This window comes from Flavobacterium sp. MMS24-S5 (assembly GCF_050320125.1).
GTDB lineage: Bacteria > Bacteroidota > Bacteroidia > Flavobacteriales > Flavobacteriaceae > Flavobacterium > Flavobacterium tyrosinilyticum.
On sequence record NZ_CP190016.1, the window covers coordinates 4,675,888 to 4,701,377 of the forward strand.

Genomic DNA, 25,490 nt, shown 5'->3' on the forward strand with positions numbered 1-25,490 from the left:
ATCAATTGAAATAAATGAGTAGCTTCACGAATTAAGAAATAGTATGCAAATGTTTTTTTATTGTATTTTTCAAAAGTAGGGCAAGAAGGATTACTTAATTATTTTTCTTTAATTTGCTATTTAATACTAATTAGTATTTTTTATGTCAAAAGCGGCAAATACACGACTAACAATTCTTCATAAAGCATTTGAATTGATTTATACCAAAGGGTATCAAACCACTAGTATTGATGAAATTATTGCGACAACTAAAGTAACAAAAGGTGCTTTCTACTATCATTTTAAAACGAAAGATGAAATGGGAGTTGCAATTATTGAAGAAATTCTAAAACCAACGATGCAGGAACATTTCATAAAGCCCACAGAAGCCTCGCAAAATCCTATTGAAGATTTTTATAATATGATTTCATATTTGTTGCTTGAAGATCCTTTCCTGCAGGTAAAATACGGCTGTCCAGTTGGAAATCTTACTCAGGAAATGACGCCATGGAATACTAAATTCAGTGAAGCTTTAGCCGAATTGGTTGATTTATGGAAGGCAACCATCATCAATTCAATTGAAAAAGGAAAAGAATCAGGTTTAATTCGCAAAGATGTTGTTGGCGAACAAGTAGCATTTTTTATCTTATCTGGTTATTGGGGAATACGAAATTTTGGGAAACTTCAGAACGATAATTCTTCTTATCTGGTTTATTTAAAGGAACTTAATGTTTATTTGAATGGTTTAAAATAAAATTAATATTCAAAAACATACCAATTAGTATGTTTTTGAATATATTTGCATTGTCTAAATCAAAAAACAATGTATCAAACACTTTTAGAAGGCCATTCATTCGTGAGGTGGCTTGTATTAGTAAGCTTATTGTATTCTATTTTTATTGCTTACAAAGGTTATTCTCAAAAACTTCCTTTTACCAAAAAGGATAATCTCCTTAGGCACTGGACGGCCAAAATTGCTCATATTCAGCTTCTTTTCGGCATATTGGTATATGTGCAAAGTCCGATTGTGAAATATTTCTGGAGAAATTATAAAGATGCTGTTCAAAATCTGGATGCTTCTTTCTTCGGAATTATTCATATTACATTAATGCTTATAGTGATCATTTTTATAACAATTGGATCTGCTCTAGCCAAAAGAAAACTTTCTGACAAAGAGAAATTTAAAACCATGCTTATTTGGTTTTCTATCGCTTTAATAATCATTTTTATTGCCATTCCGTGGCCATTTTCACCTCTTGCTAACCGACCTTATTTTAGATAATTATGAAAAATTTATTTCAGACCAATACCGGACGTTTACGAATTATTGGATTTCTTGAAGGAACTTCACTTTTGATTTTGCTTTTTATAGCAATGCCCATGAAATATATTTTTGAAATGCCATTTTTGACCAGGCCAATAGGAACCATTCATGGTGCTTTATTTCTACTTTTTATATTTAATACAATAAGCGTTGGAGTAGAGCAGAACTGGAAGTTTGCAACTACAACATGGAAAGTGCTTTTAGCTTGTGTAATTCCCTTTGGTACTTTTTATATTGATTCTAAAATTTTAAGTAAGATTAAAAACGGGTAAAATCATGATTTTTGTATTCAAAACAAATGTTGACAGCATTTCTAAAGTGAAGAAAGTTACGCCAAAACTGAATCGCTTGTTTCCAGATTCAAAATGGAATTTTGATCTTGAAGATTGCGATAATATTCTCAGATTTGAATGTAAAGATGATATTATCGAAAAAGTAATTTTCCTGATGAAAGTTATTGGCTTTGAATGTGAAGCTTTATAAAACAAAAAACATCCGCTTTTGCGGATGTTTTTTTATAAATAGAATTGATTTATTTTTTAGGAATGCAAACCATTTGTTTAAGTAAAGCCCATTGTTTTAAAGCATCACGAGCTTCAACGGCAGGGTACCCAAGCATTGTTTTTCCTGCAGGAACATCTCCGGTAACGCCAAATCCGGCACCAATTATGGCACCATCTCCAATTGTAGTGTGGTCTTTTATAGAAGCGCTTCCGCCAATAATAACTCCGTTTCCTAAGGTTACAGAACCTGCTAAGCCACTGTTTCCGGCCATAATGCAGAACTTGCCTAATTTGCTATTATGTCCAATCTGGACTAAATTATCAATTTTACATCCGTCACCAAGAATTGTAGAGCTGAATTTTCCTCGGCTCACACAAGAATTTGCGCCAATTTCAACTCCATTTCCTATGATAACATTTCCAATTTGCGGAATCTTTACCAATCCTTTTTCCGTACAAGGACGAAATCCAAAACCATCTGCACCAATTGTTGCGTTTGGGTGAATAATGCATTCGCTTCCGATATGACAACGTTCGCGAATAACAGTTCCAGACCAGATAATCGTGTTTCTTCCGATTGTACATTCGTCTAAAATGGTCACGTTAGGATAAATTACGGTGTTAGCGCCAATTTCTACTTTTGGGCCAATGTAGCAGCCAGCGCCAATTTTAGCGCCTTCACCAATTATAGCGGTTTCGTCTATAGTGGCTGTTTTATGAATATTGTTATGAAAGATTGGGGCAGGGGGAGCAAAAAGGGCAAGGATTTGTGACATTGCCAAATCGGCATTTTTTACTTTTATAAAAGCGCGGTTCTCTCCAGGCTCTATTGAAATATCTTCATTTACAACTGCAATGGAAGCATTAGATGTCGACCAGTATTTTTCGTATTTTTTATTTCCGATAAATGAGATTTCCGAAGTCGTTGCTTTTTCTAATTGTTCTGTTGCAGTTACGCTTTGTGAAGTACTGCCGTAAATTACACCATTAATAACTTCGCTAATTTCTTGAATTGAATAGGATCTCATTGACAAATTTTAATCGACTAAAGGGTTATTTTTTGCCAAATAAAATGAATTAGATTTTAATTACCTAATTATTTTTTTATGTTTCTTAATAAATGTTTAAAATAAGATGGTAATTTTTACAAAATTAACATTCAGTGTATTAATTTAATGAGGGTTTTTTAATAAACTGACTAATAAATGCTTGGGTATTTTGTTTAGAATAATTGGAAAGTGGGTATAGAAAATAAATAATTTAATTGTTAGGTTATCGCTTACATTTGTTTTGTTAAATCATTTATAGTGAGGGTTTAATAAAAAAAGCGATTCGTTTTAATGAACCGCTTTTTGATGTATTATTCTTTGATTTTTGATAAAGAAACTGCGTTAATGCAGTAGCGTAAACCACTTGGAGGCGAACCATCAGGAAAAATGTGTCCTAAATGCGAATCGCAAACATTACAAGTTACTTCAACACGAATCATTCCGTGAGATCTATCAGCATGATATCCAACCGCATTTTCTTTTACGGGTTGCGTAAAAGAGGCCATCCTGTTCCAGATTCGAACTTTTCGCTGGCATCAAACAATAAAGTGCCACAGCATTTACATTCGTAAATTCCAGGTTCAAACAAACTGCACATTTCTGAGCTAAAAGATCTTTCAGTTCCCTTTAAACGTGTTACCTGAAATTCTTCTGGAGTTAGAATTTGTTTCCATTCTTCATCCGTTTTCTCCACTCTTTTGTCTGGAGCTGGATTTCCTTTATTTGTAAAATGAATTACATCTGCCCATTTTATCATAACTTTTTTGTTTTAAAGTTTAAAGTTTCAGGTTCACTGCAACTGAACACTAAAAAAAACTGAACACTGAATACTATTCCTCTTCCTTCTGTCCCATCATCATCAGATAGGCTTTAAGGAATGGATTGATATTTCCGTTCATTACACCGTCCACATCACTGGTTTCGTAACCTGTACGAACGTCTTTTACTAATTTATAAGGCTGCATAACGTAATTACGAATTTGCGAACCCCATTCGATTTTCATTTTTCCAGCTTCGATATCAGCACGTTGCGCTTGTTGTTTCTTTAATTCGATTTCATACAACTGAGAACGAAGCATTTGCATGGCACGCTGTCTGTTGTCTTGTTGAGATCTCGTTTCAGAACATTGAATCTGAATTCCAGTTGGTTTGTGAACTAACTGAACTTTAGTTTCAACTTTATTTACATTCTGTCCACCAGCACCACTCGAACGAGAAGTTGTGATTTCGATATCGGCAGGATTAATGTCGATTTCGATACTATCATCAACTAATGGATAAACATAAACCGATACGAAAGAAGTATGACGTTTTGCGTTACTGTCAAAAGGCGAAATACGAACCAAACGGTGAACACCATTTTCTCCTTTTAAATACCCGAAAGAGTAATCTCCTTCGAACTCTAAAGTTACGGTTTTAATTCCGGCAACGTCGCCTTCTTGAAAGTTAAGCTCTTTGATTTTGTAACCATAGCTTTCTCCCCACATCATGTACATACGCATCAGCATTCCTGCCCAATCGCAACTTTCAGTTCCGCCAGCTCCTGCAGTAATTTGAACTACCGCACTTAAACTGTCGCCTTCATCAGAAAGCATGTTTTTGAACTCGATATTTTCAATATGTGCTTGAGCAGCTTCATATTGTTCATCTAATTCATCTACAGAAAGTTCTCCTTCTTTGTAAAAATCATAAGCCAGCTGTAATTCTTCTGTGAGTGATACTGCTTTGTCATAATCTTCAATCCATTTTTTCTTGTTTCGAAGGTTCTTTACAATGTTCTCTGCTTCTTTTGGATTGTTCCAAAAATCAGGAGCAAAAGTTTTTTCTTCTTCGTTTGCAATCTCGATTAGTTTAGCATCGACGTCAAAGATACCTCCTCAACGCACCAAGGCGCTCCACAATACCTTTTACTTGTTCGGCTGTTGTCATAAATTAATTAATAGGTTTTTATATGTTTTTTAGAATTATTACGTTAATTTGGTCTATAGAAACGAGCGAGTTAAATTTTATTAAACTTGCCCAGAATAACTATTTGTAATACGTAATTTTGCATACAAAAATAAGATATAGTTTTTAGAATATGGAAATAAATTTAATCAGCGATACCATAACAAAGCCTACTTATGAGATGCTTCAGTATATGTTTAACGCTCATGTCGGCGATGATGTATACAAACAGGACCCAACGGTGATTGAATTAGAAAATAGAACAGCGGAGTTTTTTGGTATGGAAGCTGGACTTTTTTTCCCGTCTGGAACTATGGCAAACCAGACTGCAATTAAACTGCACACGCAGCCTGGAGAACAATTAATTGCAGATAAATATGCTCACGTTTATCATTATGAAGGAGGAGGAGTTTCTTTTAATAGCGGTGTTTCTTGCTGTTTATTGGATGGAAATCGCGGAATGATAACTGCTGCGCAAGTAAAAGCCGCAATAAACGATCCAGAGTTTTATCATAGTCCGCTAACGAGTTTGGTATGTGTAGAAAATACGACCAATAAAGGTGGTGGCGCTTGTTATGAATTAGAAGATTTAAGAGAGATAAAAAAAGTCTGTGATGCTCATAATTTGAAGTTTCACTTAGATGGTGCTCGAATTTGGAATGCGTTAGTAGCTAAAAGACAGAATCCTAGAGAATTTGGGGCAATTTTCGATACCATTTCGGTTTGTTTGTCTAAAGGGTTAGGCGCTCCAATTGGTTCTGTACTGCTTGGAAGTAAAGCTGATATTCACAGAGCGTTGAGAATCAGGAAGATATTAGGTGGAGGAATGCGTCAAGTTGGTTATTTGGCTGCAGCAGGATTATATGCTTTAGCTCATAATATTGAAAGATTGGCAGAAGATCATCGCAGAGCGAAAGAAATTGCAAAGATCTTGAGTACAAAACCTTGGATTGCATCTATTGAACCTGTTGAAACCAATATTTTGATTTTTTCTCTTGCAGAAGGTTACAGTGATCAACTATTGATTGAAAAATTAAAACAGAAAAACATATTAATAAGTTCTTTAGGACATAATAAACTTCGTATTGTAACGCATTTGGATTATAAAGAAGTAATGCATACTTATGTAATTGATACGCTTTCGAAGTTTTAGAGAAAGTGATAAAGTGACAAAGGTTCAGAGTGACAAAGTTTATAAAAAAAGACGCACAATAAGTGCGTCTTTTTTTGTAACAAAACAAGAATATTATTTAACATATAGAAAATGCTATTATAGCTCTGTCCACTTTATGCATCTTGGACGTGTTTTTGTAACAAAAAATTCTGTTGCTACCTCATACATTTTGTTTATAGGAACAATGTTTTCACTAGATAGTTCTGTTTCTTCACCTGACATACTTTCATAAAAAATCTCCGTTTCCCCATGGTGTTCATAGTATTCAAACTCATCATATGAAACAAAATTCTCGCTATTTTCCTCTATGTAGTAGATAATACATATATCTTTTTTTACAAATATATTTAACTGCGGAAATCCATCTTCGCTAAAAGTCAAAATAAAGTTATTAGCATCAAAAGCTGGACGTTTTCTTAAAACCTCTTGAAGCTTCTCTTCAGATTTGATAATTTCTTCACCTTCAAAATCACCTGCATACATACTAAAACTTCCTCCTAAGTTTAATTATACCTTTTTTAGGTTTTGATGGTTTAGGTTGATTACTATTTCCAATAAAACCTCTAAACCTTTGCATCTCTAAACCTTTGTAACTTATTTAAACAAATTATCCATTCCAGGAATAGACGGCATATCCATTCTAGCTACGGCATCTAATTCTCTTTCGTTTACACTTGTTGCTTTTTCTATAGCTTTATTTAACGTTACAATTAAGTAATCTTCTAATTGCTCTTTATCTTCTAAAAGAGAATCGTCAATAGAAAGCGATTTTATTTTTCTACTAGCAGTGATAGTAACTTTTAATAATCCGTCAGCGCTTTGTTCATCAATCAAAACAGTATCTAAGCGCTTTTTAGTATCTTCAATTTTTTGCTGGGTTTCTTTAAGTTTGCCCATCATTCCCATTAAATCCATTTTTGTTGATTTTTTAAATTATTTCAGACAAAATTACTATATTGCTGTGTGAATTCAATAGAATAATTTAAGAAAAAATTAATTCTGTTCTGTTGGGTTTGTGCTATTTTTGCGTCTTCATATTTAAAAATTAATGCTTAATAAATGCAAAATGATATATCGGCCCCAAAGGCTAAAATAATTCCAAAGACATTAAAAAAACATAAAGAAGCTAGGATTGACAACTATTTCTGGCTTAATGACCGAGAGGATTCTGAAGTAATTGATTATCTAAATAAGGAGAATGCTTATTACCAAAGCATGACTTCTCATACCCAAAATTTAAAAGATAGTCTGTTTGAAGAGATGAAAGCAAGGATTAAAGAAGATGACTCTTCTGTTCCTTATTTTTATAATGGATACTTTTATATTACACGTTTCGAAACAGGGCAGGATTATCCAATTTTTGCAAGAAAAAAAGGAAGCCTTTCTGCCGAAGAAGAAATTCTTTTTAATTGTAACGAAATGGCAAAAGGACACGCTTATTTTAAATTAGGTGGTTTAAGCATTAGTCCAGATAACAAATTTGCTAGTTTTGGAGTAGATATTGTTGGAAGAAGAATTTATACGATTCAAATAAAAAACCTAGAAACTGGTGAAATTTTAGCAGATAAAATAGAAAATGTTACAGGCGCTTCAGTTTGGGCAAATGACAACAGTACTATTTTTTATGTGAGACAAGATCAAGTTACGTTGAGAGCCGATAAGGTTTTTAGACATAAATTAAATACTGCATCTGAAAATGATGTTTTGGTTTTTGATGAAATAGATGATACTTTTAATGTGTCGATCAGTAAAGAAAAATCAAGAAAATATATTGTTATTGGTTCTGGAAGTACATTAACGACAGAATATAGAATTCTAAACTCAAGTAATCCAGATGGAGAGTTTACAGTCTTTCAGCCTCGTGTACGCGGGTTAGAATACAGTATCTCTCATTACGAAGATTCTTTTTATATTCTAACCAATAAAGATAAGGCGACCAATTTTAAATTGATGAAAACGCCTGAAGGTAAAACAGGAAAGAAAAACTGGGTAGATCTCATTCCGCATAGAGAAGATGTCTTGTTGGAAGATATTGAAATCTTTAAGAACTATTTAGTCGTAGAAGAACGTTCTAACGGATTAAATCATATTAGGATCATGCCTTGGGGCGATGAGCCAGATTATTATCTTCCTTTTGGCAGTGAAACGTATAATGCGTACACCACAACCAATGTTGATTTTGACACCGATATTTTGCGTTACAGTTATCAATCATTGGCAACTCCGTCTTCTGTAATTGATTTTAATATGAAGACTAAAACCAAAGAAATCTTGAAAGAACAAGAGGTTTTAGGAGGGAAATTTGATAAGAACAATTATATAGAAGAAAGGGTTTGGGCAACAGCCAGAGATGGTGTAAAGGTGCCTATTTCGATGGTTTACAGAAAAGGATTGGAGAAAAATGGTAAAAATCCGTTGTTGCTTTATGCATACGGTTCATACGGAATTACGATGGATACATATTTTTCTTCGACAAGATTGTCGCTTTTAGACCGCGGATTTGTTTATGCAATCGCCCATATTAGAGGAGGTGAGGACTTAGGAAGACAATGGTATGAAGACGGAAAACTGTTAAAAAAGAAAAATACCTTTACAGATTTCATCGATTGCTCTAAATTTGTAATAGACCAAAAGTACACTTCTCCTGAACATCTTTATGCTGAAGGAGGATCTGCTGGAGGACTTTTAATGGGAGTGATTGTAAATGAAGCTCCTGAATTGTATAATGGCGTTATCGCTCAGGTGCCTTTTGTAGACGTAATTACCACGATGTTGGACGACAGTATTCCGCTTACAACTGGAGAGTATGACGAATGGGGAAACCCAAACAAGAAAGAATATTACGATTATATGTTGTCGTATTCGCCTTACGATAACGTAAAAGCACAAGAATATCCTAATATGTATGTGTCTACTGGTCTTCATGATTCGCAGGTACAATATTGGGAGCCAGCTAAATGGGTTGCAAAATTGCGAGATTTGAAAACAAATAATAAACTTTTGTTTTTAGATACCAACATGGATGCAGGTCATGGCGGGGCTTCGGGACGTTTTGAGGCTTTAAAAGACTTAGCAAAAGAATTTAGTTTTTTATTAGATTTAGAAAAAATTAAAAGCTAATTAGAAATTTTTTGTTAAATTTGCAACCTATCAAGGTTAATTTAGAAAAGACCTTTGATTAACTATTTTTTTATGAAAGAAGAAATAACTGCTTATAATAATGTTTTAGAGTTAATAGGAAACACCCCCCTTATTAAGCTAAATAAAATTACCGAAGAGTTAGAAGGAAATTTCTACGCAAAGGTAGAAGCTTTCAACCCAGGTCATTCCTCAAAAGATAGAATAGCACTATATATTATTGAAGAAGCCGAAAGAAAAGGAATTCTATCTCCAGGAGATACCATTATCGAAACAACATCTGGTAACACAGGATTTAGTTTAGCAATGGTAAGCATTATTAAAGGTTACAATTGTATTTTGGCTGTAAGTTCAAAATCATCTAAAGATAAAATTGACATGTTGAGAAGTTTAGGCGCCAAAGTGTATGTCTGTCCGGCTCACGTTTCTGCAGATGATGAAAGATCTTATTATAATGTAGCAAAACGTTTGCACGAAGAGACAAAAGGTTCAGTCTACATTAATCAATATTTCAATCAGTTAAATATTGATGCTCACTATAACACTACAGGTCCAGAGATTTGGGAACAGACAAAAGGACAAATTACGCACTTAGTTGCTTGCAGCGGAACAGGAGGAACTATCTCTGGAACTGCAAAATTCTTAAAAGAAAAAAATCCAAATATTAGAATTTTAGGAGTTGATGCTTTTGGTTCTGTATTGAAAAAATACCACGAGACAAAAGAATTCGATAGCAAAGAAATTTACCCTTACCGTATAGAAGGTCTTGGTAAGAACTTAATCCCATCGGCTACAGATTTTGATATTATTGATAAATTCATGAAAGTAACCGATGAAGAAAGTGCTCACTCTGCTAGAGAGATTACTAGAAAAGAAGGTTTATTTGTTGGATATACTTCTGGAGCAGTAATGCAAGCTATTAAGCAATATGCTGAAGAAGGAGAATTTACAAAAGAGAGTAATATTATTGCTATCTTCCCAGATCATGGTTCTCGTTACATGAGTAAAGTATTCAGCGATGACTGGATGAACGAGCAAGGTTTCTTTGATAGTGTTAACGAAGAAGAAGCTCAAAAAATTGAATTCGTAAAGTAGTATAAAGTACTTTATTCTAATATAGAAACTCCATTCGTAATTTCGAATGGAGTTTTTTTTGTTGGCTTCTTTTTCGGCAAGTAAACAAACATGTAAAAGTTAAAATTTATTATTTTGTTGATTATACCGTATTTATACGTAGGAAATTATTAAGATTAATAAATTTAATTTAAAGTTTTGATAAAATTATTGAGTTTTAAAAAATGACTTTTTATAGATGAAATGATTAAAAAACGTTATTTTAACGAGTATTTAGGTAAGTTGTCGGAAATATTTTAGCTCGATACCATAATAATATAGTTTAGAGGTATTAAAATAACATAGTTGTTTAATCCCTAAAATCTACTATTATGAAAAAATTACTACTAACAGTATTGTTTGTAAGTTATTTGAATGTGAATGCGCAAACACCGATTCAGGAATTTAACTTTAATGGTACTTTAAATAATACGGCAAACACCACTTCGTTTATCGGTACCAACAATTTCGTAGCAGACAGAGCTGGAGTTATAAAAGGAGCTCAACGATTAAATAATAAAGCTCTAGAAGCTGTAATCGATAACCTGCCTCAAGGAAAAAGCTCAAGAACAATTAGTATTTGGGTTAAGTTTAATGATATTTCAAACGCAAACTATATTTGGGGTTACGGAAGTCCTCTTACTGCGCAATATTGCGGGCTATTACAGCAAGGAACAACTTCTTCTAACTCCGATTTAAGTTTGGCTGCTTGGGGTGCTTCTAATGATGTTATTGTATCTACACCGCTTGAAAAGAACATTTGGTATAATTATACGATTACCTACGAAGGAGCTACTTCTAAGATATATCGCGATGGTAAATTATTGAAATATCTAGAGGGTATGGTAAGGTCTACTAATGGAAATATTTTTAGATTGGGCGAAATTAACACAATGGTTGGAATAAATGCTGATATAGACGATTTAAAGATTTATAATATAGCGCTGACCCCAGATCAGGTAAATGAGTTATATGAGAGCGAAAAGGCTTCTAATTTGCTTGTAGCAGCAGTTACAGAGACTAAAACAGCTAAATCGGCAGTAAAAACAAAAACAAATCAAACTATTATTGCTTCGGGCGATGTTAGTGGAACAACAAAAAGTGTAGAAGTTTATTCGCAAGGGCAAAAGTTAATGGGAAGTAATGCAACGAATATAAGCGATCTTCCAGAAGGGACTTATTTATTAAAAATTACCAGTACTCCATCAAAAAAAATTACCTCAAAATAAATGGTTTTTTAGTTTTTAAATGTTAGTTAGTTTTTTTTATTGCGCAAGCAATTGAGTTTTTGGAATAGTAAGGAAAGCTTTCTGTATTCAGGAGGCTTTTTTTTAGTCTAATTTCCATCCAAAAGTGGTTTGAAACACATAATCATCTTTAGATGCTCCTGGCTTTGGTTTGTTGTCGTAGTTGTAAACAAAAGAAAGTTTAATAAAAAAATCTAGTGGCAAGTCGTATTTCGTATCAACAGAAAAATCGGTACGAATCCTTTTGCTTTCTGTTAAACTAGGAAAAAAGGTCACTTTAGACTGAATGCTAAAATCACCAATATCATATAAGTTAAGATCGCTGCCTAAAAATAGCTCCAAACTTTTATTCGGTTCAGGAGTTTCTGTAAAGCGCTCGTGGTTAAAAGACAATCCGGAAGCGATTCCCCAGTATTTTTTGTTGCTATGAATGATATATTTTCCGAAACCTGCTTTTGAAACAACACGAAGATCAATATCCTGTTCTGTATTCTTTAAAGTCACCACCGATAGCGGAATAAAATAATCCTTTGGCAGTAAATGTACATAACTAACATCGGTATCAATTCTTCGTATAGGATCGCTATCATCTTGTATCGATTGAATTTGTTTAAACATAGCAGTTCCATACCATTTTTTTGCAGTGTAGCCTAAATTTACGTTTATTGTTAGTTGCTGTAAACTTTGCGCTTTGGTTAATTTAATTCCGGCATCAAAGCTGGCATCGAGTCTGTGCCAAAAACTATCATCAACCGGTTTTATGCGTACAATATCGGCAAGATTTACAATGCTTTTGGTTTGCGTTTCTACATTGGTGATTTCACATTTATTGGGAGTTTTGGTTTTGGTAATTTTTCCGTTTAATAGATTACCATTAGAAAGGTTGATAATATGAACTCTTTCCGAGCCAATGCTTTTAACGTATTTCCATTCTAATTTAAAATCGTCTTTACTGTAATCGGTTTCAATCTGTACAATGCCTTTATTCATGGTTTTTATTTCACCTACAATAATATCATTGTTTTTCAATACAAGAGTGTCAGAAATCTGTGCAGTGATTTTTAAGAAAAATAAAAGAAAAAATAATAGTAAAATTTTCTTCATGTCTAGGTATATTTCTTTGATTTCCAGCTTGTAATGCTAAAGTTAGAAATAAAAACGTAATGTAAGATAGAATCGCAAAAAAATAGTGTTTTGAATGTTGCCCAATATTATGGATATGTTGAAGTGCGCTTAAAGCAATTGGAAGAAGCAGTTGTTTGAGCTATTAAGTATTTTTGTGAGAATTATGCATTTGTATGTAGGAATTGTTTGGAGATGCTGAATTTTAATTATAGTTTTAACAAATTTTCTAAAAATAATAAACGAAATTTTAGAACTGTAAAATCTAATGAATTTAAATTTTACAGTTAGTTACTATTTGCCCTAAACCAAAACTATTCTGATAAAAGCTACTACTATGAAAAAAATATTACTCACTTTAATGTTTGTAAATTTTTTAACTGCTAACGCGCAAAATCCGGTACAGGAATTTAATTTCAATGGAAATTTGAACAGTACCGATAATACGATTTCGTTTTTAGGCACACCGCTTTTTGTAAATGACAGAATGGGAAGTCCTAAAAGTGCTTTACGACTTGTAAATAAGGCTTATCAGGCTGTGGTAGGAGAGCTTCCACAAGATAATAAACCAAAAACAATATCGGTTTGGGTAAAATTTAATGCGGTTAACATTCCTAATTATATTTTGGGTTACGGTGCAGCAGTAAACGGACAATACTTTGGATTAGTGCAGCAGCCTGTGTCTGGAAGCAATTCAGATTTGAGTTTGGTAGGATGGGGAGACGCAAATAATGTAATTGTTTCTGTGCCTTTAGTAAAAGAAACTTGGTATTTTTATAGTATTACCTATGATGGAAATATTTCTAAAATCTACCGAAATGGCGAATTGCTAAAATCTGTCGAAGGAATTCAGCGTTCTGCAAAAGGTTATATTTTAAATCTTGGAAAATTGAATACCTCAACGAGTATCAATGCAGATATTGACGATTTAAGATTGTATAGTGTTGCCATGACAGATGAACAAGTGAGGGAAGCCTATAATAGTTCCAAACCAACTGGCGCTCCTGTAACCGAAAGTATACCTGTCTCAAGTCCTGCAACTTCAAATGCATCAAAAAAAACTGTTGTAGCAGCTATGCCTGTAAAGACTGCAGCTCCCGCGACTTCAGTTGAAACAAACAAAAGCGGTAAAACCATTGAGGTCTTCTCACAAGGAAAGCAAATAATGAGTGCCAATGCCTTTAATATTACTGATTTGCCCGAAGGAACTTATTTGATTAAGGTTATTAATGGTTCTAAAAAATAATCATTAAGGTTTGCGTAATATCCTTGTTACATTTAATTAAGTAGCCTTCATTTTCGTTTTGAGAATTTAAAGAAATAAGATTTAAGAACAACTGTTTAACTTTTACTTTTTTTTAAAATAGAAATCAGACAAGGAATTATGAGTAAAATCAGTGCATAAATAATTATACCTTTAATATAAATTGTAGGTTGTAATTCATTTGTATCTCGTAATATAGTTTTGTTTACATTTTTGCAATACCACACTTTTAAATATTGTCCCTTTGTATCTAGTGAGGTATTTTCCATTAAATAAGAAGTAGAATAGTATATATTTTCATTTATTTTTTGTTTTTCTAAAACACCATAATACCAAGAATTAAATCCGCTTGAATTGGAGGAATTATTATTCTCTATCTTACAAATGTATAATTTATCTTTTTCATAATAGTTAGCTGGATCCAAATTATAATATATTAATTTGAGATCCCTGAAATTATGTGTTAATTCAGAAATTAATCCACCAATAGCAAAGACTAATGTAATGTAGGCTAACAGTTTTCTCATTAATGCTAAGTTAAAATTATTTTCATATAAAAAAACCTCCTGAATTTCAGAAGGCTTATAAAATTATCTTTTTTTCTGCTGGCCTGGAGCGTAAGCTTTTGCACTTTTATCTCCATTCATTTTTTTGGCTTGTCCTGGGGGTATTTTTTTACCAGATGGAGCAGGGTGGTTATGAACATGTGTATGTGTACTACAGCTAATGACACTTAATACTAAGAATAAAAGTACTAGTGCTACGACAGCAATTCTTGTGATTTTTGATGTTTGCATTTTTTAGTTTTAATTATTTGAGGTATTGCAAATATAATCTAAATGTTATCTTTAGCTATTTTTAGGCCTAGTTTAAAATGAGTTCAAATAATTTTATTTTAGCTTTGATTTCCTGACTATTTATGAGATAATATGACGATAAAAGAAAAGTTTTTAATAATTGGATTTACGGATTTTGTTCATTTGGATAAGAAAAAGAGAGACGGAAGGGAGAGAATAACTTTTTGCGCTAAATATCTTAATGAAGAGATTTTTCTTTTGCTGGTCAATGAAAATGATATTTGGAAAATCGAAAAAATGGAAGATGACGATGTTATCAGTGTTACGTTAAACAAAAATAAATCGTCACTTGAAGCAGAAGACTTGTTTTTGTTTTTTAGAAATTATTACTACGCTAATACTGATTTGTTGAATTTTTTCTAGTGTTAAGCGATATTTTTTATCTCTAAAACCCCATGTACAAAAAAGCCATAATAACCTCTATTTTCATGAACCTCAAAAATTAAAAGATAAGTGTTCTGGCAATCTTTAAAATTACAAATCTGATACCTAAATGAAAATACTGCGTTTGGATCCTCCAAATATTCTAGTTTAACTATATTGTTTTGGGCTAAATCATGATTTGTTATCAGACCAGTTTCGATTAATGAGCTTAAAAAATTAGAGTTTTTAAAAGAAATAATAGCTTCATGCTTTATTCCTCCGCTTCCGCAGTAGAAATTAAAATATACTTCAGAATCAGGAGTTTCAATTGGAAACGATCTTTCGCCACCTAGTTGTATTTTTTTTATAATTGAAATTTTGGTCATAATTGAGTAGCCTGACTTTTAATTATCGCTTTTTTATTTTTGCAATTATTTCATCTGTCAGTAATGGAGATTCCCAAATGCCAAGAATATAAGTTACATCTTCTCCCAAACTATCTTCTCCAGCTCCTCTAGGCTGATATTCATACTGCCAGCGACGAAATTCAATCATTAGATATTCTTTATCGCCAGATTCAATAAAAGTAATATCGCCAGGACTATTATACAGTTTATGGATTTTTAGAGCGCTTACGTAATATCCTTCATAACGAGAATGTTCTTCAATTTCAAATCCGTATGTTTTGGATAAAAATAATAACTCATTTATTGTAAAACTATCATCAGCAACTAATCTTTTTGTGTAGGTCTTTTTCTCTGCAGATTCTATATCTAATATTTTTACTGAAGGTCTTATCAATTCTGTTTTTATTGAACTTATTCCTTCAGTATTATTTGTGCTTCCATCACCGAAAATTTCAGATTGGATACAGTAGAAGTTTTCTATTAGTTTCATTTAGAGAATTTGTCTTGAAATAAAAAAGTCTTCTGAAAATCAAAAGACTTATATTTTTTTTTTAGCTAATAACACTAATCACAATAAATAAGATTACAAGTGCTATTACAGCAAATTTCATAAATTTTGATGATTGCATAATTGAAGATTTAAATTAGTTTATATCTGATAGTAGCAAATATAATTTTTTATTTGAATTAGAGGTAAATTTCCTAAAATAAAAAAGCTCCAGAAAAATCCAGAGCTTTTTTAATATATTTGATAGAAAGACTATTCTTCTTTCATAGTATGATAAACGTTCATAACGTCATCATCTTCTTCGATTTTCTCGATTAATTTCTCAACATCAGCAATTTGGGCTTCCGTTAATTCTTTAGTGATTTGCGGAATACGCTCAAAACCAGAAGATAAAATTTCTAAACCTCTATTTTCTAATTCTTTCTGTAAAGCACCAAAACTTCCAAAAGGAGCGTAGATTAGGATTCCGTCTTCGTCTTCAAAAACTTCTTCGGCACCAAAATCAATAAGTTCTAATTCTAGTTCCTCAGCGTCAATACCGTCTTTTGCAATTCTGAAGTTGCAAGTGTGGTCAAACATAAACTCAACAGAACCTTGAGTTCCCATTGTTCCGTTGCATTTGTTGAAATAACTACGAATATTAGCTACAGTTCTGTTATTGTTATCAGAAGCAGTTTCAATTAAGATTGCAATTCCGTGAGGAGCGTATCCTTCAAACAAAATTTCTTTATAGTTAGCAGTATCTTTATTACTTGCATTTTTAATCGCGCGCTCCACATTGTCTTTAGGCATGTTGGCAGCTTTCGCATTTTGTATAACAGCTCTTAATCTAGAATTGGCATCTGGGTTTGGCTCACCTTCTTTAACAGCCATTACGATATCTTTACCAATTCTGGTAAACGTTTTGGCCATTGCAGACCAACGTTTCATTTTTCTTCCTTTTCTAAATTCGAACGCTCTTCCCATTTCTAATTTTTAGTTTTGTGATGCAAAAATAAGGTTTTCCTAATTTTTACAAAAACAAAATTGTTCTTTTTTGTTTCAGGTTTGAGGTTTCAAGTTATTTAGTTTGTGTTGAGTTTAACCGCAAAGTACGCTAAGGTTTACGCAAGGTTCGCAAAGTTTTATTTATATAGCTTTGGGAACTTTTTTATTTTGTGCCTTAACTTAAAAATTTCTTTGTGAGCTTTGCGTAAACCTTAGCGTACTTTGCGGTAAAAAAAATCTCATGCAGTTAAACCTGAAACCTGAAACCTGAAACAAAACCATTATTTACTAATTCCATTAAACTCATTAATGATATTTACGGCCTCGTTGAGGTACGGATTTGTTTTAAGATTATCCATTTGATATTGATTAATCGTTTTATCATTTGGATAAGCGCCTAGAAGAAACTGATTAACGCTAGAATTGTACACATCAAGCGGATTATTTTCATCATTAAAAGTATTGATCTCTGTCCAAAGTGCACCTAATGTCTTTTTCTGCTTGAAAACCGAATCTAATGTCATTGGAATTTCGGCTTTAGGAGCATTCACAATCTGATCTATTTTAAGGTTAATCTTTTTAATGTTATTGAAAAAATAATTGTCTGATAATCTCGCCGAGCTGTTTTTAGCAATTTTGTCTATCAAATTTCGCTTTACATACGTCTTGTATTTTAAGAACGGTTCGATGCTGTCGTTTTTTATAGCCGTCGGGAAGTCGCTTTCTTTTTGGTAAATATCTTCGTAAAATTCAGGTAGTATAACATCTGGCTTTACGCCGATATATTGATGACTTTTGCCCGTAATCCTGTAAAATTTATTGATTGTAATTTTTAAGAAATCCGTGTTTTTATCTTCTTCAAGCGGAAGTATAGTCTGCATTGTGGCTTTTCCGAGGGTATTGCTTCCTAGCAAAAGCGCACGGTTATAATCTTGCATAATAGAAGCAAAAAACTCACTTGCTGAAGCCGTGTTGGTATTTACCAAAACTACAATTGGACCTCGATAAATGACGCCTTTAAACGGATCGTTAATGACAGATTTCTCTTTTTTATTATCAATTACAATCGAAAGCGGACCGTAATCTACAAACATTCCAGCCAGTTTTATGGCTTCTTCCATAGAGCCGCCGCCATTGTCTATAAGATCAATAACAAGTCCTTGTATGCTATCTCTTTGCAGTTTTATAACCTCGCGCGCCACATCATCTGCACAGCCCTTTCTGCTGTTGCCATCAAGGTCGGCGTAGAAACTCGGAATTTTTATATATCCAATTTTACTGTCTTTGCCAATGATGAAACTGAAAACAGAATTTTCTTCATCTTTCATCATTTGTTTTTCAATATAAACATCAAAATTTTTGCCCGAATTGCGTTTTAAAGTAAGCGTAATATGCTTGTTATTTTCAGATAAAATCATGGAAGATATAGACTCCAAAGAAGCACAAGAAACTTGAAGTGTTTCTTTCTGATTGGAAATCGAAATAATCTGATCGCCTTTTTTTATCTGTCCAGTCTGATAAGCCGTTCCGTTCGGATCTACCTCATCGATTATAATTTCGTTTTTCTCGTTGAGGTTTACCGTCATTCCAAGTGATAAATGTTCTTTGGACAAAGAAGCAACAAAACTCGTTTTAGAATCATCACTAAAATAAGCCGTATGAGGGTCAAAATAGGTGCAGAAGAAATTGTATAGTTTTTCTTCTTGTTTTGTATTAGAGTCTATTAGCGAATTAAAACGGCAGATTTCATTTGTAAGAATTTGATTTTTAGAAGCCTGCTCAATAGATTTGAAATTAGCTTTTAAAGAATCGAGATTATCGCTCGTTTCAACAATATCATCCAAGATTTGATAACGCAATTTTTTCACCCAAACCTTTTCTAAATCTTCTTTCTTCAAATAAAAAGCAAAAGATTTTTTATAAAAACGGATGGTATCTTTCTTGGTATAATCAATCGGAATAGTCTGAATTTTTTCTAAAACTTTTTTAGTACGTAAAAGGCCGTTGATGTAGGTAGCTTTAATATCGGTAAGAAAACTGCAGTCGTTCTTTAAAATTAAATTGTCGAGATTGTAACGGTATTTCTGAGCCAATTCGTCGTATTCGCTCTTAAAGAAGATATTGCGTGAAGGATCAAGTTCGTTAATAAGATTGTCAAAAACAAACACAGAAAGACTGTCATCAACTGGTTTTGGTCGTAAGTGTTCTACTTGAATAAGCGCATTTATTTTGTTTAATATTTCACAAGTTTCTGCGCTGTTCTGACCAATGGATATAGTTGATGTCAGCAAAAAAAGGAGTAGTGAAATCTTTTTCATAAATGGAAATTCATGGGTTCATGATTAAAGTTACACTAAATTTTTTACAAATTGTAGGTTTTTTAGCAAAATATCGACAATGAAAAGTTTTTAATCGTCAAACGAACGCACACCAAAAAATTTAACTCGAATTTGCCTATTTTGAAGAAAAAAAATGCGTTACAATCGTAACGCATTTTTAAACTATAAAGTCAAAACTTATTTCTTGTAAAACGGTAATTTAACCACTTTTGCAGGAACATCATTTTTTCTAATTCTAATAAAAATATCGCTGTCAACCGCACTATTTGCAACTGTTACATATCCTAAACCAATTCCTTTATTCATAGAAGGAGACATAGTTCCAGAAGTTACAATTCCGATTACTGCTCCAGAACCATCAACAATTTCGTAATCATGTCTTGGCACAGCGCGCTCTTGCATTTCAAAAGCAATTAATTTTCTTGTAACACCAGCTTCTTTTTGTTTTTTAAGCGCTTCAGAATTGGTAAAATCTTTTGTGAATTTCGTAATCCATCCTAAACCAGCTTCAAGTGGAGAAGTGGTATCATTAATGTCATTTCCGTAAAGACAGAATCCCATTTCAAGACGTAAAGTATCACGAGCTGCAAGACCAATTGGTTTAATTCCGTAAGATGCTCCAGCTTCAAAAACTTTATTCCAAACTTGTTCTACTTCATTGTTTTTACAGTAAATTTCAAATCCGCCAGAACCAGTATAACCTGTAGCAGAAATAATTACATGCTCAATTCCAGCAAAATCACCAACTTCAAAATGATAATAAGCAATTTCAGATAAATTTACAGAAGTCAAAGCCTGCATAGCTTCAACCGCTTTTGGCAGCTTGAATCGCTAATAAAGAATAGTCTTCGGAAATATTCTTCATCTCAACTCCCAAATCATTGTGAGAAGAAATCCAGTTCCAGTCTTTTTCAATATTCGAAGCATTTACAACTAGTAAATACTGCTCTTCTTTCATTTTATAAATAATCAAATCATCAACAATTCCGCCTTCATTATTTGGAAGACAAGAATATTGCGCTCTTCCAATTGTCAAAGTAGATGCATCGTTTGAAGTCACTTTTTGAATCAAAGCCAAAGCATTTGGCAGCTGTCAACAAAAATTCACCCATATGCGAAACGTCAAAAACTCCTACGCCGTTACGAACCGTTTCGTGTTCAGCATTAACCCCTTCATAAGTAATAGGCATATTATAACCAGCAAAAGGAAGCATTTTCGCTCCTAAACCTTCATGTATGTGCGTAAGCGCAGTATTTTTCATTGTGTTGTTTTATAAAATTGTTTTGCAAATCTATTCAAAAAATATCAAATTTGAATGTCTTAAATTATAAATTTCGCAATAATTAGGAGCTATTTCCTGCTATCCGCTATATCTTTTTGTTTTTAAAGAAAAAACAAAAAGGATGCCGCTTCAAACGAAGTTCACTGAACTCCTATAAAAAATAAAAATATGGTGAAGTAATCAGGGCTAGGGCTAACAGTTTCAAAAGAACAATCATCATTTCAAATTTTTACGTAATTTTATTATATAAAAGTATTCAAATGAAATCATCGTATTTAATTACAAAAGAAGAGATTCTGAAATTATACAAACCCATAGATTCCAAAGCACATAAAGGAACACAAGGGCATGCGGTGATTATTGCCGGAAGTTATGGCAAAATAGGAGCAGCGGTTTTAGCTTCAAAATCCTGCCTAAAAACAGGCTGCGGACTCGTAACAACTTTTGTACCCAAATGCGGTTATCAAATACTTCAAATTTCCATTCCAGAAGTGATGGTGGCAACTGATGAAAATGTGAATTTTATAACCAATATTCATCTGCCATTAATTCCGCAAGCAGTTGGATTCGGCCCAGGAATAGGAAAGGAGCTCGGAACACAAAAAGCTTTATTTGAGTTTTTAAGAGTCAATAAAGCCCCTTTAGTTCTCGATGCAGATGCGTTGAATATTATTTCAGAAAATTTATCTTGGTTAGAATTAGTTCCAGAAGATACCATTTTAACACCTCATCCAAAAGAATTGGAACGTTTGATAGGAAAATGGAATTCAGAAGCTGAGAAATTTCAAAAAACAATCGCTTTTTCAGAAAAATATAAAGTCATTGTGGTTATGAAGGGCGCACCAACCTACATTATCAACAGAACTTCGGTATACGAAAACACAACAGGAAACGCAGCTTTAGCAACCGCAGGAAGCGGCGACACCTTAACTGGAATCCTGACAAGTCTTTTAGCACAAGGCTACGAACCTAAATATGCCTCAAAATTTGGTGTCTATCTCCACGGGCTAACAGCCGATTTAGCCCTGCCCAAAACAGGTTATGAGTCTTTTACGGCTTCTAGTATTATTAAGTACTTAGGAAAAGCTTTTTTAGAATTAGAGAATTAGAGAATGTGTCAATTAGATAATTAGTTGTACGTTTTGTCATCCTGAGGAACGAAGGATCATACAAGAAACTCCTCACAGTAACCATAAAGTAATTCGCCAATCTTTGTCGATCTCCTAGTGTGATCCTTCGTTCCTCAGGATGACAAGTCAAATGTTTTATTCTGCAATAAAAAACTTTGTGACCTTAAAAAAAGCAAAGCAACTCAAAAAAACTCAGCGAACTTTGCGAAAAACCTTCGCGTGCTCTGCGTTAAAAATCTCACCGCAATAAAAAATCTAAAATATACCCTCTACAATCTAAAATCAAAAATCATTAAGTTTGTAATATGAAAAATTTCGACTTAAGAACAGTAAACGTCATGCGATATATAACGCCACTGCGCGAAGGAGGTTCTTTACCCGCTTTGGCAGAAGCCGATGACGATTTTAAATACGTATTAAAATTTAGAGGAGCCGGACACGGCGTAAAAGCCTTAATAGCCGAATTAGTCGGCGGACAAATAGCAAAAGCCTTAAAATTACAATTGCCAGAATTAGTATTCGCCAATCTTGACGAAGCTTTCGGAAGAACCGAAGCCGATGAAGAAATTCAGGATCTGCTGCAAGGAAGTCAGGGATTAAACTTAGCGCTTCATTTCTTATCTGGCGCCATTACTTTTGATCCTGCTGTAACCACTGTCGACGCTAAATTGGCTTCACAGATTGTTTGGCTTGATGCTTATATTACAAACGTAGATAGAACTTTCAAAAATACCAATATGCTAATCTGGCATAAAGAATTATGGCTAATTGATCACGGCGCGTGTTTATACTTTCATCATTCTTGGAACAACTGGGAACAACATTCCAAAAGTCCGTTTGCGCTGATAAAAGATCACGTTTTATTGCCACAGGCTTCACTTTTAAAAGAAGTTGATGCTGAGTTTAAAGCCATTCTAACACCAGAAATTTTAGAGGAAATTGTCAATACGATTCCGTTAGACTGGCTGCAATGGGAAGACGCAGACGAAACTCCTGAAGGATTGCGAAATGTTTATTTGCAGTTTTTAAAAACAAGATTAGAGAATTCAGAAATATTTGTAAATCAGGCGCAAAATGCAAGATAACCACTTATACGAATATGCTGTGATTCGTGTTGTGCCAAGGGTAGAACGCGAAGAATTCCTGAATATCGGAATCATTTTGTTTTGTAAAAAAGCCAAATTTATAAAGGTTCTTTTTCATTTAAATAAAGAAAAAATACAAGCCCTTTCTTCTGATTTCGACACCGAACAATTAGAATGTAATCTGACTTCGTTAGTAAAAATCGCCAACGGAGCAAAAGACGGCGGTCCAATTGCTGAATTTGAGATTCCAGAGCGTTTTAGATGGTTAACCGCCATTAGAAGTTCGGCAATTCAAACCTCAAGACCTCATCCAGGCTTGAGTCAGGACTTGGAGAAAACGATTCAGAGATTGTTTGAAGAGTTGGTGCTTTAGGGAAAGGTTCAAAGGTGCAGAGGTTCAAAGTTACAAAGTTTTTTCTGTAGAGACGCACTGCAGTGCGTCTATTTGTTTGCCACAGATTAAATGGATTAAAGTGATTTTTGTTTCTCGCAGATTTACGCAGATTTATGCAGATTTGATTTAATTGATTAATCTAATTTTAAATCTGCTTGAATTTGTTAAATCTGCGTGAAAATCTCTGCGCTTCAGCTCTCGATAACTATCTGGATTACGAGATTAAAAAAAACTTTGTGCCTTCGTGCCTTCGTGGCAAAAGAAAAAAATAAAAAACCACGAACTGCATCACTGCAATCCGTGGTTCTAACTAAAAACTAACTTACTTTTTATTCTAATTCAATTTAAAAAGAGCCACAAACATTCCCACCTAAAGTAGCGTCACTGCATTTGCAGAAATATCAGCTTTAACCGCAGTTTTAGCCAATTTTACGATGGAGTAAGGCGGAGTAAAAGCAGTACCGCTTCCAGCCTGAGTTCCTGTTACATTTGTAAATACGTTATCAGTAGAAGTAACGGCAGTAAAACCAGACATTAAATCGATTGGATTTTTTACACCTTCAAAAACATTGCTTTCTACGCGAATACTAGCTTCAAAACCTGCTGCAACACATTTGTTGCTTACGGTGCTGTTAAATAAACTGTTTACAATATGCACTTTTCCAAAACGAACTCTAGGCATTCTTTCCTTACAGCCTGGAGCCCACCAGCATCTTGCAAAAGTAATTCTCAATTTACCGCGATCACCAGTTGCACCATCGCTAGAACCAATTAAGTTTGAATATCTATGATCATCTGATCCACCAGATCCACCTGCTTTTGGAGGTTTTAGGTAGTGGAATTTAGAATACGTAACCGAGATATAATCAGATTTGTTTTTGATATCGAAGTTTCCATCAACACCATCTCTAAATTCGCAGTGATCTACCCAAACGTTTGTACATTCGTCAAGGATTGCATTATCCCATCCGTCAGTGTCATAAGCACCTGGAACCTTCAAAAATCAAGTTTCTGATGATGATGTTTTTACATCTTTTAATGTTGATGATTCCAGAACCATCTTTGGTTTGATTTGTCGAAACCAATTTTGCTCCACTTGCTCCATAAATTGTTTTTCCAGTTTGATCTTGAAAAGACAATCTTGTTGTAATTGTGATCGTTCCAGAGACTTTAATCACTTTTACAGAAGTGTTCTCAATAGCCGATTTCAACTGAGCATAAGTAGTAACTGTAGTTTCAGCAGCAGAGCCACCACCAGTTGTACCTCCGTTTTGAGAAGCCCATCCTGGAACCTCAGCGCAGTTTCCAATTTTACCCGTCGGGTTGGTTGCAGCTGTTTCAACGGTTGTTTCATTGCTTTGAATCCCTGCTTCTGTGTTTGAAGCGATTTCTTCAGAATTACATGCTGTAAATCCGAAGATCAATGTTGCAGCGAACATTGAAAGTTTTGATTTTAAGTTCATAATAAGTTTGGTTATTTAAAAAAGTTTAACAGCGCAAAACTCAGTATTATTTGTAGGAAAAAAGTTGAACAAGTTCAAACTTTTACAAAAAAATCTACGAAATGTGTTTTTTTAACACTTGTAAATTTACAAAAATGCACAAATAGCGTATTTTTACGTAATCGATTACATTGGTTAAGCCCCTAATTAATGATGAATCGAAAAACAAACTTATTCCTTAAACAAAAACCACAAAAAAATGTACAACCTACTAAGAAAAAACATTGAAAGGAAAATTCCGCTCACGGATGAAGAATGGGACATTATTGTCTCTAAAGCCGAATTGATAAAGCTGAAAAAGAATCAGTTTTTGCAAATTCAAAATTCTCAGAATAGTTATGAGGGGTTCATTTTAAAAGGATCATTTAAAACCTACATTCTAAACGAAAACGGAACAGAAACGGTTATTTTCTTTTCTTTCGAAAACGAATGGATGTGTGATCTGGAAAGTTTTTACCATCAAAAGCCCACAACGTACAACATTAAAGCCATTGAAGACAGTGAAATAGTGGTCATCAATAAAATGCAAAAAGCGTATTTGTTTGCTGTAATTCCGAAACTCATTAAGTTTCATGTCTTGATGATTGAACGAGCCAATGTTGCCATTCAGCAACGGCTTTTAGATGTGCTCAACAAAACCTCAAAACAGCGTTATCTGGATTTTAAAGAACGTTATCCGCAAAAGGTAAGTTCGATAAATAATAAGAATCTTTCGTCGTATTTGGGCGTTTCGCACGAGTTTCTTTCGAAGATAAAGAGAACAGTTTCTTGATTT

Annotated in this window: 25 protein-coding genes and 3 pseudogenes; 14 read left to right on the forward strand and 14 right to left on the reverse strand. The window is 33.6% G+C overall.

What is annotated here, in order from left to right:
• Nucleotides 1-142 precede the first annotated feature (142 nt).
• The 4 genes from ACPWTF_RS21515 (at nucleotide 143) to ACPWTF_RS21530 (ending at nucleotide 1,786) form a co-directional block, all read left to right on the forward strand.
• On the forward strand, nucleotides 143-733 hold the full coding sequence (locus tag ACPWTF_RS21515) for a TetR/AcrR family transcriptional regulator (RefSeq protein ID WP_427872983.1): 591 nt from the start codon (nucleotides 143-145) through the stop codon (nucleotides 731-733).
• A 69-nt stretch (nucleotides 734-802) separates the two neighbouring features.
• Nucleotides 803-1,261, forward strand: a complete 459-nt coding sequence (locus tag ACPWTF_RS21520) for a hypothetical protein (protein ID WP_427872984.1) — start codon at nucleotides 803-805, stop codon at nucleotides 1,259-1,261.
• Between the two features lie 2 nt (nucleotides 1,262-1,263).
• Nucleotides 1,264-1,575: a DUF3817 domain-containing protein gene (locus ACPWTF_RS21525; protein ID WP_427872986.1), complete on the forward strand. Its 312-nt coding sequence runs from the start codon at nucleotides 1,264-1,266 to the stop codon at nucleotides 1,573-1,575.
• A gap of 4 nt (nucleotides 1,576-1,579) precedes the next feature.
• A complete protein-coding gene (locus tag ACPWTF_RS21530; protein ID WP_250835548.1) occupies nucleotides 1,580-1,786 on the forward strand; it encodes a hypothetical protein in 207 nt (68 codons plus the stop codon).
• A 49-nt stretch (nucleotides 1,787-1,835) separates the two neighbouring features.
• Here ACPWTF_RS21530 and lpxD read toward each other — a convergent pair whose 3' ends face one another.
• From lpxD to prfB, 3 genes and pseudogenes are all read right to left on the reverse strand, one after another.
• On the reverse strand, nucleotides 1,836-2,834 hold the full coding sequence (lpxD, locus tag ACPWTF_RS21535) for a UDP-3-O-(3-hydroxymyristoyl)glucosamine N-acyltransferase (protein WP_427872988.1): 999 nt from the start codon (nucleotides 2,832-2,834) through the stop codon (nucleotides 1,836-1,838).
• A gap of 332 nt (nucleotides 2,835-3,166) precedes the next feature.
• Nucleotides 3,167-3,612 (reverse strand): annotated as a pseudogene (gene msrB, locus ACPWTF_RS21540) (peptide-methionine (R)-S-oxide reductase MsrB).
• Between the two features lie 73 nt (nucleotides 3,613-3,685).
• Nucleotides 3,686-4,784, reverse strand: a protein-coding gene (gene prfB / locus ACPWTF_RS21545; RefSeq protein WP_427872989.1) for a peptide chain release factor 2 whose coding sequence is annotated in 2 segments (ribosomal slippage) — nucleotides 3,686-4,720 and nucleotides 4,722-4,784 — 1,098 coding nt in all. Because the reading frame shifts where the segments join, the coding sequence is not laid out codon by codon here.
• A 151-nt stretch (nucleotides 4,785-4,935) separates the two neighbouring features.
• On the opposite strand from prfB, the gene ACPWTF_RS21550 reads away from it, so the two are divergent.
• Nucleotides 4,936-5,955 carry a threonine aldolase family protein gene (locus ACPWTF_RS21550; RefSeq protein WP_427872990.1) on the forward strand — a complete coding sequence of 340 codons (1,020 nt, stop codon included), beginning with the start codon at nucleotides 4,936-4,938 and terminating at the stop codon, nucleotides 5,953-5,955.
• A 117-nt stretch (nucleotides 5,956-6,072) separates the two neighbouring features.
• Here ACPWTF_RS21550 and ACPWTF_RS21555 read toward each other — a convergent pair whose 3' ends face one another.
• On the reverse strand, nucleotides 6,073-6,459 hold the full coding sequence (locus tag ACPWTF_RS21555; protein ID WP_427872992.1) for an Imm1 family immunity protein: 387 nt from the start codon (nucleotides 6,457-6,459) through the stop codon (nucleotides 6,073-6,075).
• A 111-nt stretch (nucleotides 6,460-6,570) separates the two neighbouring features.
• The gene (locus ACPWTF_RS21560; protein ID WP_008462685.1) at nucleotides 6,571-6,891 is read right to left on the reverse strand and encodes a YbaB/EbfC family nucleoid-associated protein; all 321 of its coding nucleotides are present in this window, start codon (nucleotides 6,889-6,891) and stop codon (nucleotides 6,571-6,573) included.
• Between the two features lie 144 nt (nucleotides 6,892-7,035).
• Between ACPWTF_RS21560 and ACPWTF_RS21565 the strand changes: the two genes are divergently transcribed.
• The 3 genes from ACPWTF_RS21565 (at nucleotide 7,036) to ACPWTF_RS21575 (ending at nucleotide 11,456) form a co-directional block, all read left to right on the forward strand.
• On the forward strand, nucleotides 7,036-9,096 hold the full coding sequence (locus ACPWTF_RS21565) for a S9 family peptidase (protein WP_427872994.1): 2,061 nt from the start codon (nucleotides 7,036-7,038) through the stop codon (nucleotides 9,094-9,096).
• 72 nt (nucleotides 9,097-9,168) lie between these two features.
• Nucleotides 9,169-10,209, forward strand: coding sequence for a PLP-dependent cysteine synthase family protein (locus ACPWTF_RS21570; RefSeq protein ID WP_095930895.1), 1,041 nt, complete (start codon nucleotides 9,169-9,171; stop codon nucleotides 10,207-10,209).
• 350 nt (nucleotides 10,210-10,559) lie between these two features.
• Nucleotides 10,560-11,456, forward strand: coding sequence for a LamG-like jellyroll fold domain-containing protein (locus ACPWTF_RS21575; protein WP_427872996.1), 897 nt, complete (start codon nucleotides 10,560-10,562; stop codon nucleotides 11,454-11,456).
• Between the two features lie 102 nt (nucleotides 11,457-11,558).
• On the opposite strand, the gene ACPWTF_RS21580 is transcribed toward ACPWTF_RS21575, so the two are convergent.
• A complete protein-coding gene (locus ACPWTF_RS21580) occupies nucleotides 11,559-12,578 on the reverse strand; it encodes a DUF481 domain-containing protein (RefSeq protein ID WP_379797676.1) in 1,020 nt (339 codons plus the stop codon).
• Between the two features lie 355 nt (nucleotides 12,579-12,933).
• On the opposite strand from ACPWTF_RS21580, the gene ACPWTF_RS21585 reads away from it, so the two are divergent.
• On the forward strand, nucleotides 12,934-13,842 hold the full coding sequence (locus tag ACPWTF_RS21585) for a LamG domain-containing protein (RefSeq protein WP_427872998.1): 909 nt from the start codon (nucleotides 12,934-12,936) through the stop codon (nucleotides 13,840-13,842).
• Between the two features lie 95 nt (nucleotides 13,843-13,937).
• Here ACPWTF_RS21585 and ACPWTF_RS21590 read toward each other — a convergent pair whose 3' ends face one another.
• Together ACPWTF_RS21590 and ACPWTF_RS21595 are read right to left on the reverse strand one after the other, a co-directional pair.
• The gene (locus tag ACPWTF_RS21590; protein WP_427872999.1) at nucleotides 13,938-14,387 is read right to left on the reverse strand and encodes a hypothetical protein; all 450 of its coding nucleotides are present in this window, start codon (nucleotides 14,385-14,387) and stop codon (nucleotides 13,938-13,940) included.
• Nucleotides 14,388-14,450: 63 nt separating this feature from the next.
• The gene (locus ACPWTF_RS21595) at nucleotides 14,451-14,657 is read right to left on the reverse strand and encodes a hypothetical protein (RefSeq protein WP_379797669.1); all 207 of its coding nucleotides are present in this window, start codon (nucleotides 14,655-14,657) and stop codon (nucleotides 14,451-14,453) included.
• Between the two features lie 132 nt (nucleotides 14,658-14,789).
• On the opposite strand from ACPWTF_RS21595, the gene ACPWTF_RS21600 reads away from it, so the two are divergent.
• Entirely contained in the window at nucleotides 14,790-15,080 is a 291-nt protein-coding gene (locus ACPWTF_RS21600) for a hypothetical protein (protein ID WP_427873000.1), read from the forward strand.
• A 2-nt stretch (nucleotides 15,081-15,082) separates the two neighbouring features.
• On the opposite strand, the gene ACPWTF_RS21605 is transcribed toward ACPWTF_RS21600, so the two are convergent.
• From ACPWTF_RS21605 to gcvT, 5 genes and pseudogenes are all read right to left on the reverse strand, one after another.
• Nucleotides 15,083-15,466 (reverse strand): hypothetical protein, encoded by a 384-nt coding sequence (locus ACPWTF_RS21605; protein WP_427873001.1) that lies wholly within the window; start codon nucleotides 15,464-15,466, stop codon nucleotides 15,083-15,085.
• Nucleotides 15,467-15,488: 22 nt separating this feature from the next.
• A complete protein-coding gene (locus tag ACPWTF_RS21610) occupies nucleotides 15,489-15,977 on the reverse strand; it encodes a hypothetical protein (protein ID WP_427873003.1) in 489 nt (162 codons plus the stop codon).
• Nucleotides 15,978-16,247: 270 nt separating this feature from the next.
• Nucleotides 16,248-16,961 carry a YebC/PmpR family DNA-binding transcriptional regulator gene (locus ACPWTF_RS21615; protein WP_427873004.1) on the reverse strand — a complete coding sequence of 238 codons (714 nt, stop codon included), beginning with the start codon at nucleotides 16,959-16,961 and terminating at the stop codon, nucleotides 16,248-16,250.
• Nucleotides 16,962-17,263: 302 nt separating this feature from the next.
• A complete protein-coding gene (locus ACPWTF_RS21620; protein ID WP_427873006.1) occupies nucleotides 17,264-19,300 on the reverse strand; it encodes a S41 family peptidase in 2,037 nt (678 codons plus the stop codon).
• A 198-nt stretch (nucleotides 19,301-19,498) separates the two neighbouring features.
• Nucleotides 19,499-20,583, reverse strand: a pseudogene (gene gcvT / locus ACPWTF_RS21625) (glycine cleavage system aminomethyltransferase GcvT).
• A 281-nt stretch (nucleotides 20,584-20,864) separates the two neighbouring features.
• Here gcvT and ACPWTF_RS21630 point away from each other — a divergent pair.
• The 3 genes from ACPWTF_RS21630 to ACPWTF_RS21640 all read left to right on the forward strand — a co-directional run bounded on the left by ACPWTF_RS21630 (nucleotide 20,865) and on the right by ACPWTF_RS21640 (nucleotide 23,192).
• Nucleotides 20,865-21,713 (forward strand): NAD(P)H-hydrate dehydratase, encoded by an 849-nt coding sequence (locus tag ACPWTF_RS21630; protein WP_427873008.1) that lies wholly within the window; start codon nucleotides 20,865-20,867, stop codon nucleotides 21,711-21,713.
• A gap of 326 nt (nucleotides 21,714-22,039) precedes the next feature.
• A complete protein-coding gene (locus ACPWTF_RS21635; RefSeq protein ID WP_427873010.1) occupies nucleotides 22,040-22,819 on the forward strand; it encodes a HipA family kinase in 780 nt (259 codons plus the stop codon).
• The gene (locus ACPWTF_RS21640; RefSeq protein ID WP_427873012.1) at nucleotides 22,809-23,192 is read left to right on the forward strand and encodes a DUF3037 domain-containing protein; all 384 of its coding nucleotides are present in this window, start codon (nucleotides 22,809-22,811) and stop codon (nucleotides 23,190-23,192) included. Before ACPWTF_RS21635 ends, ACPWTF_RS21640 begins: the two co-directional genes overlap by 11 nt.
• Nucleotides 23,193-23,557: 365 nt before the next feature.
• On the opposite strand, the pseudogene ACPWTF_RS21645 reads toward ACPWTF_RS21640, so the two are convergent.
• Nucleotides 23,558-24,676: pseudogene (locus ACPWTF_RS21645) on the reverse strand (pectate lyase family protein).
• Between the two features lie 238 nt (nucleotides 24,677-24,914).
• On the opposite strand from ACPWTF_RS21645, the gene ACPWTF_RS21650 reads away from it, so the two are divergent.
• A complete protein-coding gene (locus tag ACPWTF_RS21650; protein ID WP_229352141.1) occupies nucleotides 24,915-25,487 on the forward strand; it encodes a Crp/Fnr family transcriptional regulator in 573 nt (190 codons plus the stop codon).
• Nucleotides 25,488-25,490 lie beyond the last annotated feature (3 nt).